At 35.3% G+C, this 18167-nt stretch carries 7 protein-coding genes; 5 read left to right on the forward strand and 2 right to left on the reverse strand.

Annotation, left to right across the window (positions count from 1 at the left end; translation table 11 throughout):
- Positions 1-420: 420 nt before the first annotated feature.
- The 3 genes from H6F32_RS08940 (at position 421) to H6F32_RS08950 (ending at position 6413) form a co-directional block, all read left to right on the forward strand.
- A complete protein-coding gene (locus H6F32_RS08940; RefSeq protein WP_190368984.1) occupies positions 421-2208 on the forward strand; it encodes a bifunctional serine/threonine-protein kinase/formylglycine-generating enzyme family protein in 1788 nt (595 codons plus the stop codon).
- A 378-nt stretch (positions 2209-2586) separates the two neighbouring features.
- Entirely contained in the window at positions 2587-4653 is a 2067-nt protein-coding gene (locus H6F32_RS08945) for a flotillin family protein (RefSeq protein WP_190368985.1), read from the forward strand.
- Positions 4654-4712: 59 nt separating this feature from the next.
- A complete protein-coding gene (locus H6F32_RS08950) occupies positions 4713-6413 on the forward strand; it encodes a WD40 repeat domain-containing serine/threonine-protein kinase (protein WP_190368986.1) in 1701 nt (566 codons plus the stop codon).
- 263 nt (positions 6414-6676) lie between these two features.
- Here H6F32_RS08950 and H6F32_RS08955 read toward each other — a convergent pair whose 3' ends face one another.
- Entirely contained in the window at positions 6677-6976 is a 300-nt protein-coding gene (locus H6F32_RS08955) for a 30S ribosomal protein PSRP-3 (RefSeq protein WP_190368987.1), read from the reverse strand.
- 619 nt (positions 6977-7595) lie between these two features.
- A complete protein-coding gene (locus tag H6F32_RS08960) occupies positions 7596-9245 on the reverse strand; it encodes an alpha/beta hydrolase (protein ID WP_190368988.1) in 1650 nt (549 codons plus the stop codon).
- 584 nt (positions 9246-9829) lie between these two features.
- Here H6F32_RS08960 and H6F32_RS08965 point away from each other — a divergent pair.
- Positions 9830-17212 carry a non-ribosomal peptide synthetase gene (locus H6F32_RS08965; RefSeq protein ID WP_190368989.1) on the forward strand — a complete coding sequence of 2461 codons (7383 nt, stop codon included), beginning with the start codon at positions 9830-9832 and terminating at the stop codon, positions 17210-17212.
- A gap of 99 nt (positions 17213-17311) precedes the next feature.
- A complete protein-coding gene (locus H6F32_RS08970; RefSeq protein ID WP_190368990.1) occupies positions 17312-18163 on the forward strand; it encodes a hypothetical protein in 852 nt (283 codons plus the stop codon).
- Positions 18164-18167: the final 4 nt, after the last annotated feature.

Here is an 18167-nt window from a genome sequence, read left to right on the forward strand (position 1 = left end):
CAACTGGTATGAAGTACAGAGGAATCTGTTTACTTTAGTTGTACGTGAGCATATTTTTGCTAATCTTAATAGCGATCGCATGATCTAGAATACATAGATAATGTTTTTTGTCAATGCGTAAGTCCTAGATATTATTCCCATTCAAAAACGGCATCATCATCTTGGAAATATTCCCCAAAAGTTAGCAGATATGATAGATTTAGCTTTACGCGAAAAACCACAACTTTATTTTAAAACTGCGGCTGATTTTAAACAAGCTCTGTTAGACTCTATTTAATTAAGCGAAATAAACCTAATTATTTGTAACTAGCAACTTACGTTAATATCCTGTAAATCCTCAAATCCTGCGTATACTCATTTTGATAAACTTAGATACAAAATATAATATACTGTAGTGAAAACCAAATCCTTAATACTACTATGTCAGCCTGGACACTAGATATCATCCTACAAGATAAATATATCATTAAAAAAGCCATTAGCAGAGGTGGCTTTGGGAAAACCTATTTAGCGCAAGATATTAGATTAAAACGTTTAGTAGTAATCAAAACTCTCAACGAAGAACAACAAAAAAAGTCTAGCCATAATAACATTCAACAGAAATTTATCCAAGAAGCAGAAGCATTAGCTAAATGTCAACATCCTTATATCGTGCAAATCTACGATATCTTTGAACAAGATGGAATAGAAGCTATTGTTATGGAACATATTGATGGACATGAGCTAGAATTATATGTCAAAGAATATAATGGTTATTTGTCCGAAACCGAGGCACTACGATATATAGATCAAATTGGGCAAGCCTTAGAATGTGTTCATGAAAATGGATTATTGCATAGAGACGTTAAGCCTAGTAATATTCTCTTACGAAAACGAACTCAAGAAGCTGTTTTAATTGATTTTGGTCTAGCACGAGAGTTTGAGTCTGGTAAACTAAAAACCATGACGGGAATGAAAACAGAAGGTTATGCTCCCATAGAACAATATGAGTATGAAGAGCGGAAATTAATTACACTTATTGATGTGGTAAATGTCAAACCAGGACATTATACAGATGTTTATGGTCTGGCTGCGACTTTATATACTTTATTAACTCAACGAATTCCTTTACCATCCTATAGTTTAGCCGATAGTGGTTATCCCTTGCCCCCACCACAACAATATAATGACAAGATTAGTAATAGGGTAAATGCTGCTATTCTCCAGGCTATGCAAATACTACCAGAAAACCGTCCCCAGACTATTAGAGAATTTAGAGATTTGCTAGGTTTACTTAACCAACCTGTAATTAATATTCCTCTTCAAACTCCTCAAATTAATCTTGATAATGCTGAAAGTATCAAAATCCTATCTCCACAATTTGAAATTCCTATACCAGTAAAACCACAACCTATGAAAATTCCTAAGTTTGAAATTCCTGTACCACCACAACCTAAATTTCAATCTTTTACAGAAAATTTGGGAAAAATAGAAACTAAAGGTCTCTTATCTCTGTTTACAGGCGATCGCCAACTATTATTAGATATGATTGCCATTCCTGGTGGAAAATTTCTTATGGGTTCATCAGATAACGATCACCAAGCAACAAGTTACGAAAAACCTCAACATGAAGTTATTGTTTCACCTTTCTACATGGGAAAATACCCTGTTACTCAGCTACAATGGCAAAAAGTGGCCAGTTTACCCAAGGTAAAAATTGATTTAGACCCCAAACCATCATACTTTAAGGGCAAAAATCTTCCTGTCGAACAGGTTTCATGGCTTGACGCTCAGGAATTTTGTGCTAGACTGAGCAAAGCTACAGGTAAAAAATATCGGTTGCCTAGTGAAGCTGAATGGGAATACGCCTGTAGGGCTAAAACCACAACTCGCTATTATTTCGGTGATAGCATTACTACTGATTTAGCCAATTATGATGGACGATATGGACAAACCACAGAAGTAGGCAAATTTCGACCTAATGCTTTTGGTTTGTATGATATGCATGGGAATGTATGGGAATGGTGTGAAGATACTTGGCATCAAAATTACATCAATGCCCCTACATATAGTAGAGATTCCACTGGACAAGGCAATATTGCACTGCTGCGTGGTGGTTCTTGGATCAACGATGCTAGTTGCTGTAGATCTGCCTTTCCTGCTAGGCTTTTGCGTGATAATCGTTTCAACCGGTGCGGTTTTCGGGTCGTCCTTTCCCTGAGAAATTAAAGTGTAGAATTAATGCTATGATTGAGTTTCAAGTCTTACAGCAGTTTCCATGATTATCAAGTAATGATAAAATTCTTGTAGTGCAGGCATCTTGCACCCTTTTACCCCCTGTAGATAGAAATAGAATGTGCCGTATAACTGTATTACAGCAGTTTTAATGTATTTAGACCACGCTCCAAAACAATTTTATTCTTCTAGGACTTACGCAAGATGTAACTGAAACCCTGATTATTTGCTAGGGGTAATTCATGAATTACTCCTACCTTCGTTCTCTTTTGCGTAAGTCCTGGATCAAAAATTAGATCATTTTTAAGAAAAACACCTGAACCGAAATGAAGTGATATGTTAAGCAATTAGTTGCCCAAAGAGGGCGTTTTTATGAAAAATCGCAAACATCAATTAGTCAGTTTTGCAGCATCTACATTTGCCGCTTTAGCAATAGCTACTGGTATCTCAACTGCTAATGCTACGCCTTTAAAAACTTCTACAAAGACAGAAATTAAATCACATATTACTGTTAATATTCCCAAACAACCTGCAATTAACCAACTTGTTCCCTATCAAGCAATGGGCATGGAAGTATTAATTATACCTGCCTTAATTCTTGGAGGTTGTATATTTTTCGGTGGTTTAGTGGTTATTGGTGAACGAGAAGTTGGTATAGTTGTTAAAAAATTTACGATTACAGGTAAGGGACTTCCCGCAGGAAGGTTAATAGCTTTAAATGGAGAAGCAGGTTTGCAAGCGGATACACTCGCCCCTGGTTGGCATTGGGGATATTGGCCTTGGCAGTTTGCAGTTAAAAAAGAATCTGTAATCGTTGTACCTCAAGGACAAATCGCTTTAGTAGTAGCTGCTGATGGTACTTCTATCCCTCCAGAACGCATTTTAGGCAAGATAGTAGACTCTGATAACTTCCAAGATGCACGAAAATTCTTGACTAAGGGTGGGGAAAAAGGTCGCCAAATGGGTTTCCTCACCGCAGGTACTTATCGTATTAATACTGCTCTGTTTAAAGTGATTACATCCGATAATGCTAGTAGTCATGGAATGCGTCCAGAACAAATGCACATCTATGAAATCGCACGAGAAAAGGTTGGTATTGTCACTACTTTAGATGGTTCACCCATTGAAGAAGGTGAAATTGCTGGACGTATTATTCGGGGTCACGATAATTTCCAAAATGGGCAAAAATTTATTGATGCTGGCGGACAACGCGGTTTACAAGAACAGGTATTATTATCTGGTACTTGGAATTTAAACCCTTGGTTAGTTAATATTGAACAAGTACCTATGACCGAAATTCCTATCGGTTATGTCGGTGTGGTTATTTCTTTCGTAGGTGAAGAACAAGAAGATGTTAGTGGTGCCTCTTTCACTCATGGTAATTTGGTAAATCAAGGACATAAAGGTGTTTGGGTTGAACCTTTGTATCCAGGAAAACACCCCCTCAACACTAAGGTGATGAAAGTTGAGTTAGTACCAACTACAAATATTGTCTTAAACTTTACTGACAGAATTAGTGGACAACACGGATATGATACTAATTTAAAAGCTCTAAAACTATTGTCTTTTGACGGTTTTAGCTTTGATTTAGAAATATTCCAAATTATTCATATTGGTGCTTCAGATGCTCCGAAAGTAATCTCTCGCTTAGGTTCAATGCAAAACGTCATTGATCAGGTTTTACGCCCTATTGTGGGTAATTATTTCCGCAATTCTGCTCAAGAATATACTATCTTAGATTTCTTGATTGCACGTAGTGAACGACAAGTGGAAGCTTCTGAATATGTTAAATCTGCTTTACGTGCTTATGATGTTCAGGCTGTAGATTCATTAATTGGTTTAATTACACCACCACCTCAATTGATGAATACGCTGACAGATCGGAAAATTGCTGAAGAAGAAAAGAAAACCTATGAAGTGCAACAAATGGCACAAACTCAACGTCAGCAACTTGTACGAGAAACAGCTTTAGCTAATATTCAGAAAGAAATGGTACAATCAGAACAAAATGTCGAAATAGCAGAGTTGAAAGCGCAAGCAGCCATTAAAGAAGCAAATGGACAAGCTGAGGCGACTAAGTTAAAAGCATTAGCTGAAGCAGAAGCTATTCTTGCCACAGGTAATGCTAAAGCGGAAACCTATAAAGCTGGTGTACAAGCATTGGGATCACAAGGGTATACAGCGATGCAATTAATGCAAATTATAGGCGATCGCAATGTCCGCGTCATTCCTGATATCCTGGTGGGAGGTAGTAACGGCAATAATACTACTAGTTTGGTTGATGGTTTATTATCTATGATTTTGTGGAATCAAAGTAATCATATACCAACTAATAACACGATAAAAACAAGTGTACCTCCATCTGTAACATCATTACCAAAAACTACAGAATTACAGCATCATAACGGACAAAGTACCAGTAATTTTCCCAAGGAATAAATGATGATTTTATCTCACGCAAGGATGCAAAGGTGCAAAGAAGGAAATAGATAATTTTAATGCTTCAGGAACGTTATCGTTTAGTTAAGTTAGTTGGTAATGGGGGAAAATATCAGACTTTTATCGCTGTTGATGAAGGTGTTTTTCCTCCAATTTCTTGTATTTTGCAAAGGTTGGTAGTTAATGGGGAACTATCAATGACATTTTCTGATAAGGTTACTAAGTTAAAAAGTTTAAATGATCATCCCCAAATTCCTAATTTACTAGATTTTTTCACAGATCAAAAATATAATTATCTTGTTTATGAATTGATTATTGGTGATACTTTAAATCAGTTTTTAGCAAAACAAGGTACTTTTAATGAAATCCAAATTTGGCAGTTATTAAAAACTATTCTGCCTATATTACAGTTTATTCATGATCATGATCTAATTCATGGTAATTTTCAACCGAAAAATATCATTATTAACAATTCAATTGAAAATTTGGTGTTAGTCAATTTTGCCGCATCCCTAATATTGCCAAATAGAGAAAAAACTATCGTTAGTGATCCTGAATATAGCGCCCCAGAACAAATTGAAGGTAAACCTGTGTTTTCTAGTGATTTATATAGTTTAGGAATTATTTGTATTTATCTATTAACACACGTTTCTCCTTTTGATTTATTTGATATTAATAATAAATGTATTTGGCAAGATTATTTGACACAACCTATTAGTGAATATTTAAGCCAAGTTTTGACAAAAATGATAGATATTAATATTAATACTAGATGGAATTCAACATCAGATATGATAAGGAATCTGGGAATTAAGAGGTGGAAATATCAACAACAAAAAAGTTATAATTATGCAGATGTAGTAACTATAAAAAATGATATTGATCAGCAAATTAATACTATCAGATTTAGTCCTGATCAGAAAATTTTAGTTGCTGGAGATGATAAGAATATTAAAGTTTGGGGTGTGGAAATTTACAAGTTGTTAAGTAATTTTGTGGCACATACTCAAGCAATAACTTGTTTAGATTTTAATGATAATGGTCAAATATTAGCTACGGGTAGTGATGATAAAAATATTAAAATTTGGCAGGTAGAAACCTGGGAATTAATACATACTTTAAATACCCATACAAAAGCGGTAAAATCAGTTAGTTTCCATCCGCACAAGAATATTTTAGTTAGTGGAAGTTGGGACAAAACTATTAAAGTTTGGGATATTGATCAATTTCAGGAAGTTTTGTCTATTACAGGACATAAATTACAAATAAATGCGGTGGTTTTTAGTCCTAATGGTAATATAATAGCTAGTGGAAGCAGCGATCGCACAGTGAAATTATGGCGAATATGGCAAGGTGAAAAATCAACACACTACCATTATCAACTGTTAAGAACATTAGTAAATCATACTTGGCCAGTATTAACAATTGCCTTTAGTCCAGATGGCACAATATTAGCTAGTGGTAGCAGCGATAATACTATTAATTTATGGGATCTAAACACAGGAGAATTAATTACAACACTTGCGGGACATTCTTGGTCTGTGGTAGCATTAGCATTTATTAAAGATAGTCAAACTTTGATTACTGGTAGTTGGGATACAACTGTAAAAATTTGGAATTTACAGACAAATAAAGAGATAATTACATTCAACAATCATAGTGATTTAATCACAGCTATAGATGTAAGTGCAGATGGAAATTTAATTGCTAGTAGTAGTAAGGATAAAACTATAAAAATAATTCTTAATTCTTTTATTTAGAAAACAAAAAAATATATGTAGAGACGTTTCAAGAAATGTCTCTATTCATAAAACGCCTCTACATTATCTCAAATAATTTACAAGTAACTTAGTAAATGGTAATCAGAAATTACGCATTAAAACGTAAATAATCACATATCAGAAATCATGCAGCAAATATCAAGATTGTAGCTATTATGTAATATATAGTATAGCTTATCTGTACATATTAGCTGAATGCTGAATGCTGACATTAGCAATTACTAATTAAAGTGTTAAAACAATCAAGCACTACCTGTGAAGGCCACTTCAGGGAACTTCAACTGTGCTTCGGCCATGGGACGGTTTCTACCTTCCTCTTGCCAATAGTTGATTACTTCTGTAGCTTTGTTGAGTAATTCAACGCGATCAATATCTGTAATCCAGTGTTTAGATTCTAACTCTTTTTTGAGTTCTTCCCAGGCATCATTTCTAGGCCAGAAGAAATACTTTGTTAAAGGACTAGAACCCTTACCGACAACTTGATCTACTGCTAGGGCTACGTTTTCGTCTAACCAGAGAATTTTTAAAATGAACTTGGTCAATTATACCTCCGGGATATGTCCGGCTACTAATTACTAATTGGTGGATTTGCACAAAACAAAATGAAAATCCTAAATTATGAGTATAACTCCTTTTTGAGTTATTTTTCGGTAAACCGCCAAATTCCATCCCGGTGATCTGGTCTACCTTGTTCTAACAAATAATTAACTCTACTTAAATACAAATCTAGGTTTTTATCAGCATTATTAATTTATTAATATTTAAAAACTTTTATAAACACTTTTTCTCTTTTTTTACAGTGTCAGCACTTATGCAACTGGCACATTGGTAGGGTACATCAGACTGCATAAATCCTGCAAATAAATTGATTCTTGATATGTGACACACCCCACAAGAGATTTTTAGTGTGACACTTGCGTAACTTCCTCACTCCTTGTAGGGGTTTATTATTGCTTAATGGTCTCAACCTAACCCAAAATTGTTTTATTTGTTTGCTTCCACACCCACCCTGAAATGAATTTCAAGCCTAATAACCAAAGTAAACTTTAGTTTACTAGAAGAATTTTTGTTCATTAAGTCATCTTTAAATGACTTCCCAGTGCGGTTATGGGTTTTACGTTAAGTTGACACCAATGATTACCGTTAAACCCCTACTGACTCCTATTTAATCATTTCTAGAATGTTAGGAGGAAGTTGACGAACTGTGCGAAATGGAAATAATTTAGTTGATGCTATTTGTGCATAATCAGATGTTAAAAAAGGTTGATATTCTGCTGCTTGCGGTGTTTGTTGGGCAGCCATTGCTAGGGTAATACCTTTAACAAATTGACGCACATCTTTAGCGTCATCTCCTACTATTTCTTTGCCAAATAATGGTGTATTAGTTTTGCCAGCTTGATCTAAAGTTGTGCTCGGATCTTTGACACTTAAATGAGTCGCACCAATGGCGGCAACTAACCATTTAGGAGAGGTAATCTTAGCAAAACCTATCACTTGTTCTGTTAATGCTGGTGTGGTTTTATCTGCGGAACTTGTGAATATTAATGTGGGTATTTCAACTTTTGTTAATCCTGTTTCTCCAAACATTAAAGAAGATGTAGGATTAAATGCGATCGCTTGTTTAATTCTTATGTCTCGCAATTGATAACTTTTTTCTGGTAATTCCTGCGCTATACATTGCACTCCTTCCCCTAAACTAACTTCAGCTAAATTTTGCTGGCAATTTGCTTTTAAACTCTCTATTTGTAATTCCCCCCCAGCTAATGTTAAAGCCGTCGCACCACCAAAAGAATAACCCACAAACATCACATTATTAGTCGCTAATTTTCCCTGCAATTCACTATTATTTGTTTGATTATTTGTTTTATTACTTATTTGATTCATTTTAGCTAATTCATCCAGTACAAAACTAACATCTTTTGGTCTATCTAAAAATTCTTGCGGCTCTACTATTCTTCTTTTACCTTTAGTAATTGCATTAGTATTAGTTTCATTACTACCAGGATGTTCTAAAGCCGCAACTACATAACCATGAGAAGCTAAATGTTCCGCTAAGTACCCTAAATCTTTTTTATTTGAACCTAACCCATGAGAGAACACCACTAAAGGCTTATCAGCCTTTACAACTGCTGAATAATATATATCTACAGGAATTTGACGCTGACGTTTTGCATCCGTGAACTTTAAACTCAATATTTCTACTTTAGCTTTTCCCGGCTGACGAGGATCAATAGGATATACAGCTTCGATATTTCGCGGACTAAGTTGCGGCGAAATAGCTAACATAAACTGCTGGGTCTTAAAAAAAGAACCGTTTAAATTTTGCACCACATTAATCATTTTCGGTAAATTGATCTCCAAGCGTTTACTAGGATAAGCAGATATAAAACTTAACACTGATAAACCTCCGGGCTGTCTAGCGCCTAAAATTAATCCCGCTTTCATCGCTGATACTCCTCCTTGTCCAGAACGATTGATCACTGGCGCAAGATCACTAAGTACAGTATCGGCAATTTGAGTATTAATTAATCTGTCTAATACAATAACACTTATGGGAATTTTAGCCCTCAAACCCCCAAGAAAAGCCTGGCGCTGTTCCTGAGTCATCCTCTTGGTAAACGTTTCTAAGCTTTCTGGTAGTTTCCCCGTCTCTGCTGCTATTTTTAAGTCCGCTACTGATGCTGACTCTTCTAATAAGCCATAACGCAAGACTACAGTTTCCGCAGCTTTTACAGTGCTATTCATAGCAACAATCGCACACACAGCACCTATAAATGCTTTCCCCATCTTCCAGTTTTTTATTGTTAACATCTTCTATCACATCTCTACTGACAGTGATTGTAACTGATTTTCCGCTTCTGTTACCGCCATCATCTTTTTAATAAGTAAGTCTTAATAGATACTATCCGGATTTTTTTGTCAATAGCAATAACAATGGGACGTGCAGCTAACGCTTCAATAAAAGGTTTAGCCCAGTGATTGGTAATTAGTATCCGTAAAATTTTTTATACATAGTAGATACTATTTTTATTAGCGATTTGTTGCGGAAAATTATTTCCCAAAAATTATTTTAACTTGCTCACTACAAATTCACTTTCATCTGATACAATAGCTCACTGATAGTATCTATCAAGAAATTGTATATATTTTCTAAATTTTAGGTCTCGCAAACCCTTATATATCAGGCAATTATCTTATGTAACCCCAAAATCCTTGTTCAAACGTGCACTACCTGTGCATTTTCGTGATATATTCCTAACATTGACAATTGACATTAGTATAATTTGGTGCTAATATAATGATTATCTGTGGTCTGTAAAAATAGGTGACGATTAGTACCAACTATTAAACTATTTTTAACCGTAAAACCTACATAACAAAACAACTAAACATATATGGTTACATCACAATACACACCCTCCAGAAGAGAAACTATTTTAGCTGATATTCGTTCTCAAACCTCTATTTTATTAGGTTTCGATGATCCATCGGATCTGGATATTAATACTTCCTTGCTAGAAATGGGTGCTGATTCTATTGCTATGATGGAAGCGGTAGCTAAAATTAAAAAGACCTATGGTGTTCCCATTGCTATTAGACAGTTTTTTGAAGACCTAACAAATATTGATGCCTTAGCAACATATATAGATAATAATATTCCCCAAAAATCAGAATTAAACTTTCCACAACCGATACAACCTATTCAAGAAGTACAAAAAGTACCAGAAATATCTACACCACAACCAATATATCAACAACCACCACAAGCAAATCAAGAGGTCAGAATATCAACCAGTCAGGAGAATTATATTGTACCCAATCACCAATTACCAATCACCAATTACCAATCACCAATTACACCAGTTTATGAAACTCAAGACGCAGTGGGAGATTCAGTTTTAGAAAAAATCATGCGCCAACAACTGCAAATTATGTCTCAGCAGTTGGAAATATTCAGAGGTTATGAATCTCAACCAGTTACTCAACAGCAAGTAATTGCGCCAACTCCCATACAACAAACATCAATACCGCCAACTCCTATTCAACAAACACCAATACAACAAACTAACTCCCAACCCACAACCAAAAAACCAGCAGCGAAAACAACCATTGCTGGACCTTCAGAACTGCGGAAACCGAAAACTGGAGGACTGACAGCACAACAAAAGCAGCATATTCTCGAACTGACAGAAACCTACACAAAAAAGACTGCCACCTCCAAAAAACTCGCACAAAAGTATCGTCCTGTATTAGCTGATAGTCGAGCATCCGTAGGATTTCGTCCATCAGTCAAGGAAATGTTATATCCCCTTGTCGCTGAACGTTCTGAAGGAGCAAGAGTTTGGGACGTTGACGGTAATGAATATCTGGATTTAACAATGGGACAGGGTGTGTTATTATTCGGACATCAACCCGATTTTATTATGGATGCCATTAAAGAACAACTAGAGTTAGGTATCCAATTACACCCTCGTTATCATTTAGCCGGTGAAGTTGCGGAACTGATTAAAGAGTTAACAGGTGTAGAAAGGGTATGTTTTTCTAACTCTGGAACAGAAGCAGTAATTACCTCTCTACGCATTGCTAGGGCGGGTACTGGCAAAACTAAAATAGTCATGTTTGAAGGTGCATATCATGGACATGGAGACTATACATTAGTTAGAAGAGAAGTAGAAGATGGCATAGCCAAAACTGTAGCTTTTGCATCTGGTGTACCTGCCAGCGTGGCTGAGGATATGGTAGTTTTAGATTATGATAGTCCTGAAAGTTTAGCATATATAGAAGCTAATGCCCATGAATTAGCAGCGGTTTTAGTTGAACCTGTACAAAGTAATAGACTTTCACTACAACCAAAAGAATTTCTTATCAAATTAAGAGAAGTCACAGAAAGATGTGGAGTAGCTTTAGTATTTGATGAAGTAACCACAGGTTTCCGCTTCCATCCTGGTGGCGCACAGGCATGGTTAGGTATTCAAGCGGATATTGTCAACTATGGCAAAGTTATGGGTGGTGGAATGCCCATAGGTGTAATTGCTGGTAAAGCCAAGTTTCTGGATGCAGTGGATGGGGGAATGTGGAATTATGGTGATAATTCCTTCCCAGAAGTAGAAAGAACCTTTTTCGGTGGTACATTTTGTATGCACCCCTTAGCGATGGTTTCGACAAAAGCTGTATTGCAAAAATTAAAAGATGAAGGACTAGCATTACAGGAAAGACTGCATCAAAAAACCAAATATTTAGCCACAACATTAAACAATTATTTTGTGGAAAATGATATTCCCATTGAAGTGGAATATTTCAGTTCTATTTTCAGATTCTCCTTTACCCAAAATCTTGATCCCTTCTTTTATCATTTGATTAATAAAGGTTTGTATGTGTGGGAATGGCGGAAATATTTCCTATCTACCGCCCATACTGATGCTGACATTGAATTTATCATTAAGGTGGTAAAAGAAACTATTGAAGAAATGAAAGCAGGGGGTTTTTTTTTAACATCCACAACAACTAGTAATGGTGGTAAAAAGGTAGAAATTCAGGAGTTAAAAAATCCAGAAGATGAAATCAAAAGTAATCAAAATAAAGGATTTTGGGTAAAACGTAGTGTCCATAAAACTCCTGAAATTACCATTATTCCCAGAAAACCTCACAAATTAGAATTTAGTCTGTTCTATTTTGGCAACTATAATTCTGAATTTAATCCAGATAAATATAGCTTGTTATTTTCTGGGGCAAAATTTGCTGATGAACATGGATTTTCTGCTGTATGGTTACCAGAAAGACATTTTCATGATTTTGGTGGTTTTTCTCCTAACCCTTCCGTTTTAAGTGCAGCTTTAGCTAGGGAAACTAAACAGGTAAAATTGCGTGCAGGTAGCGTAGTTTTACCTTTACATCATCCCATTAGAGTAGCAGAAGAATGGTCAGTAATAGATAATTTATCTCAGGGAAGAGTGGGTATTGCCTTTGCTTCCGGTTGGCATGAAAATGATTTTGTATTTGCCCCAGATGCTTTTGGTAAACATCGAGAGTTAATGTTTACTAATATTGAAAAAGTGCAAAAACTCTGGCATGGTGAAAAAATTACCGTAAAAAATGGCACTGGCAATGATGTGGAATTAGGCATTTACCCTCAACCCATGCAATCAGAATTACCTATCTGGATTACCATAGTAAATAATCCTGATACCTATATCCGTGCTGGAGAAATTGGGGCAGGAATATTAACTAATTTGATGGGGCAAAAAATTGAAGATTTAGCGCGGAATATTCAATTATATCGCCAAGCATTGTTAGATAATGGTCATGATATTAATTCTGGTCATGTAACAGTTTTATTACATACATTAGTTGGGGAAGATTTAGAAATTACCTGCGAAAAAGGTCGGCAACCAATGTATAATTACATGACTTCTTCCATCGGACTTTTCAAAAGTATGATGGGAAATCAAGGTTTATCTACTAACATGGATGAATTAACCGATGATGATAAATTGGTAATTTTGGAATCTGGTTATAAGCGATATGTAGAAAATAGCGCGTTAATTGGTACTCCAGAATCTTGTATTCCTATTATTGAGAAATTGCGGGGAATTGGAGTTGATGAAATTTCTTGTTTGATTGATTTTGGGGCTGAGGAAGATGTAGTTTTAGAAAGTTTACCCTATGTCAATCAAATTAGAGAATATTATCAAAATCAAACTGAGAAAATACCTTTAACAGAAGCACAAAAACAGTTATGGTTCTTGGATAAGTTAGGAGAAGATAGTGCAGTAGCTTATGTTGATTCTTTGTATGCTGAGTTAAAAGGTAATTTAGATATTGCACTTTTACAGGAGTCTTTAAATACCGTCATTAATCGTCATGAAGCACTAAGGACTAGAATTGATAATGAGGGGGAATTTCAAGAGATTTTACCCTTTGTTAATGTAGGAATTGAAGTAATTGATTTTACTCATTTATCAGGTAATGCACAGGAAACAGAAATTAAATCTTGGTTAGAAGCACAATTCAAACAGCGATTTGATTTAACTCAAGCACCTCTTTTTCAGGTTTATCTACTCAAATTAGATGCGGAACTTCACAGATTAGTGGCCAAGATACATCATATTATCGCTGATGGTTGGTCTGTGTCTTTGGTATTGCAAGAAGTGACTCAGTTATATTCAGCTAAATGTCAAAGGAAGTTTATTTCTTTACCAAAAACTAAACAGTTTCAAGACTACAGCGAATGGCAAAATCAACAAAGTCAAACTGTAGAAATGCAGATACAGGAATCTTACTGGTTAAATCAGTTTGCTAATGATATTCCTGTGTTAAATTTACCTACAGATAGACCACATCCAGCAATGATGAGTTATCGGGGAAATCGTCAAAGTTGGAAATTAGATAGTGATTTAACTAAGGCCATTAAGCAAGTAAGTAAAAAACAAGGTTGTACATTATTTATGACTTTGTTGGCTGCTTATAAAGTATTGTTACATCGGCTTTCTGGTAATCAAGAAATTGTGGTGGGAATACCCACATCTGGACGTTCTTTCCCTGGTAGTGAAAACATTGTAGGTTATTGCGTTCACTTATTACCTATTAAGAGTAGTTTAGATGCTGCTGTTAGTTTTGGGGAATATTTAAAGAACATTCGCGCAATTTTATTGGATGGTTATGAACATCAGGATTATCCATTTTCCACATTGTTGAATAAGTTAGATTTACACAGAGATTTTAGCAGGCCAGCTTTAGTATCTGCGGCATTTAATTTAGATTTACCTTTGGGTAGGCCAACAATGTTTGGTGTGGAAATGAGTTTCTTGTCCCCTCCTAAAATTCCTTTAGCTTATGATATTTATTTGACAGTAACAGATGCTAATGATGAGTTGTTTTTAGATTGTGGTTATAATTTGGATGTGTTTAATGATGAGACTATTCAACGTTGGTTACATCATTTCCAAAATTTGTTAACTGCCATTGTACAAAACCCTCAACAATTAATTAGAGAAATACCCCTTTTAACTAGTGCTGAACAGTTAGAATTGTTGGTTACTAGAAATCAAACTGAGAAAAGTTTTCCTGCTGATAAATGTCTCCATCAATTATTTAGTGAACAGGTAGAAAAATATCCTGATTCTAGTGCCGTGGTATTTGCAAATCAAAGGTTAAGCTATCAAGAATTAGAGGAAAAAAGCAACCAATTAGCCCATTATTTACAAAGTTTGGCAGTGAAACCAGAGGAAATTGTGGGGTTGTGTGTTGAGCGATCGCTCGATATGATAGTAGGATTACTAGGTATACTCAAAGCTGGCGCTGCTTATTTGCCCCTTGACCCTAGTTTTCCCAAGGAACGTTTAACATATATGTTAGAAGATGCTAAAGTCAACATCTTGCTAACTCAAACCGCAGTTACATCAAGCATCCCCAGCACCACAGCGAAAATTATTACCCTTGACAGTGATAGTAACATCATTAGTAAATATCCCACAACATCCCCAGTTAGCACCGTAAAACCCGATAACCTCGCTTATGTAATTTATACATCTGGTTCAACGGGACAACCTAAAGGGGTAATGATTGAACATCATTCTATTGTCAATTACACTACCAGTATTATTGACCAGTTAAAAATTGAACCTGGTAGTAGTTTCCTCCTCATTTCTACCGTTAGTGCAGATTTAGGCAATACCATGATATTCCCCGCACTCTGTACAGGTGGACAATTACACATTCTGTCATGGGATGAAGCGGCGGATGCAAAACGATTTAGTCAATATGTGGCGAAAAATGCCATTGATTATATTAAAGCAGTACCTTCTCATTTAATTGCTTTACAAAATCCTGCTAAACCCACAGAAATATTACCCCGCAAAGGTTTGATATTAGGAGGAGAAGCGACATCATTAACTTGGGTAAAAAATATTCTGGAACATAAGCCCAACTGTAGAATTTACAATCATTATGGACCGACAGAAACTACAGTTGGGGTGCTTACCTATCAAGTAAACCCGAAAAAACCACTACCAGAAATAGCAACCTTACCGCTACAAAATCCCATCTATAATACTCACATTTATCTATTAGATGATAACTTAAAACCTGTTCCTGTGGGAGTTCCAGGAGAGATTTATATAGGTGGTTTAGGAGTGGCTAGGGGATACTTAAATCAGCCCGAGTTAACAACAGCTAAATTCATTGATAAAGATGATGAAAGACTGTATAAAACGGGAGATTTAGCGCGATATTTACCCTCAGGAGAAATTGAGTTTATTGGTAGGGTAGATAATCAGGTAAAAGTACGTGGTTTCCGGGTGGAATTGAAAGATATTGAGTCTGTAATTACTCAACATCCTGATATTGAAACATCCACAGTTATCCTCACAGAAAATCAACAATTAGCAGCTTATGTAGTTCCCCACACTAAACGTAATCCCATTATTAATGGCATGAATCGTTACAAATTGCCTAACAATATGTATGTGGCACATTTGAATAAAAACGAGACAGATTACATCTACCGCGAAATATTTGAACTGCAAGCATATCTACGACATGGGATTACTATTAATCCTGGAGATTGCGTTTTTGATGTGGGTTGTAATATCGGTTTATTCGGGTTATTTATCTCGCAAATTTGTCCTGAACTTCAGATTTACGCTTTTGAACCTAACCCGACAATTTATAAAATTGTCAAAGCCAATTTATCATTATATTCTCAGAATGGCCAAGTATTTAATTGTGGAATTGCTGACAAAAATAAAACGGCAGAATTTACCTTCTTCCCTGGATTTTCTCTACTTTCAGGATTTTATGCTGATGCTGAAATAGAGAAAGAAGTAGTTAAAAACTTCGTAAATAATCAACAAGATGTAGCATCACAAGACTTTTTATCCCAAGCTGATGCAATTCTGGAATCTCGATTTAAAGCCCAAACATTTACAGCCCAATTGAGAACATTATCAGAAGTCATTGCTGAACAAAAAGTTACTCACATTGATTTATTGAAAATTAATGTAGAAAAGAGTGAATTTGATGTACTCCAAGGTATTGAAAAACAAGATTGGGCGAAAATTAGACAGTTAGTAGTGGAAGTTGATGTTAAAGAAAATCTTGATCCCATTGTAAATTTATTAACCGAACAGGGTTATGATTTATTAGTTGATCAAGATGTATTATTAACTAATACTGAACTTTGCTATATCTACGCTATTCGTCCCTCTGAAAAAGGTAAGTTAGTTAAACAAACTCATCCTCAAAGCCATATTCTGGAAATACCAATCATTACAGAAACCCTAATTTCTAGCAATGAAATTAAAGAATTTGTCATTGATAAATTACCTGAATATATGCTACCCACTGCCTTTGTATTGTTGGATAAACTGCCTTTAACAGCAAATGGTAAAATAGATAAAAAAGCCTTACCATTACCAGGGCAAAGTTTAGTCAATGAAACACAATATGTAATGCCGGAAAATGACACCGAAAAAACTATTGTGGAAATTTGGCAAGAGGTTTTAAAAATGCCCAAAGTAGGACGAAATGATAACTTCTTTGACTTAGGAGGAAATTCATTATTACTAATTCAAGTTCATCGCAAATTACAGGAACAATTAGTAATAGAATTACCCGTTGTGGAAATGTTTAGTTATCCCACGGTTAAGGCCTTAAGTAGCTACATTATGGGATTATCTAACGCCCAAGAAATAGCAGCAGAACAGGCACAATTACGGGCTGAAAACCGTAGTCAAGGCAAATCTGTAATGATGCAAAGAAGACAGAAACGGGGTAGATAATGGTAAAAAATAGGGTGTATTAAATTTGATAAACTACAAAAAGTTTGCTATATTTGATGCACCACACTAACTTTGATTAATATAAGGAGTAAATCGGTCATGATTCAAGGTTTAATCTCGCGTTTATCCTATCTCACATTATCCTTATTATGTGTATTCTGCTTATTCGTTTCTCCTGTTTATGCAGCTTCACCATATATCACTTCTATAGCAGATTTTTACAGCTATTATGGTGATGATTTTAGTCAATCCCAGAAAGATATTATTAGTAGCTTATTTACAAAGTTTCAACCTTATTTAACAGCAGGTACAGAGGCTAATAAATTATTAATAGCTGATGGTTATCTTCCTGTTAGTCGTCAATTTAGAAATTTAGGGGCTTTGTGGTGTAAAACTAGTGTATTTGTTCATGAACCTGCTGCTACAATTAATCCTAGTTGTGTTTTTACTGACTCCACAGGTAGAGTTGTCAATGTAGTTTGGTTACAAGACCAATATAATAGCACTGAATTAGCAAATCTGCTAAAAAATGGTAATTTGAATGCAGATAATTACACAGAATATAAGAACAAAAGTCTCTTATCTCAACCAAATATTTTGGCAGATTTTGAAGACAAAGGTTCTGTTTGGCATTACCATGATAACCTAGTAATTAAAAATTTAGGGCTTTTAAATCCTGAAGAAGTTAATTTAAAACAAGCCTTATTTAATGATAATTGGGTGAAAGATTTACAAGAGGGACTGAGTGATGAAAAATCTGTTTTAGCTAATTATGAAAAATCAGCATATACATCTAATTATCCACCATTTAATCAAGTAAACTCTGAAGGTGTATATATGAGTCAAATGTGGATAGGTTTGGGAAATTCTCAAGGTTTAATGGAAAAAATGCACCCAGAAGTTTCTCTTGAAGCAATCAATATTATCGAGACTTTTGAAAGGAAGAATTAACTAA

It is taken from the genome of Anabaena sp. FACHB-1237, from assembly GCF_014696225.1.
Lineage (GTDB): Bacteria > Cyanobacteriota > Cyanobacteriia > Cyanobacteriales > Nostocaceae > FACHB-1237.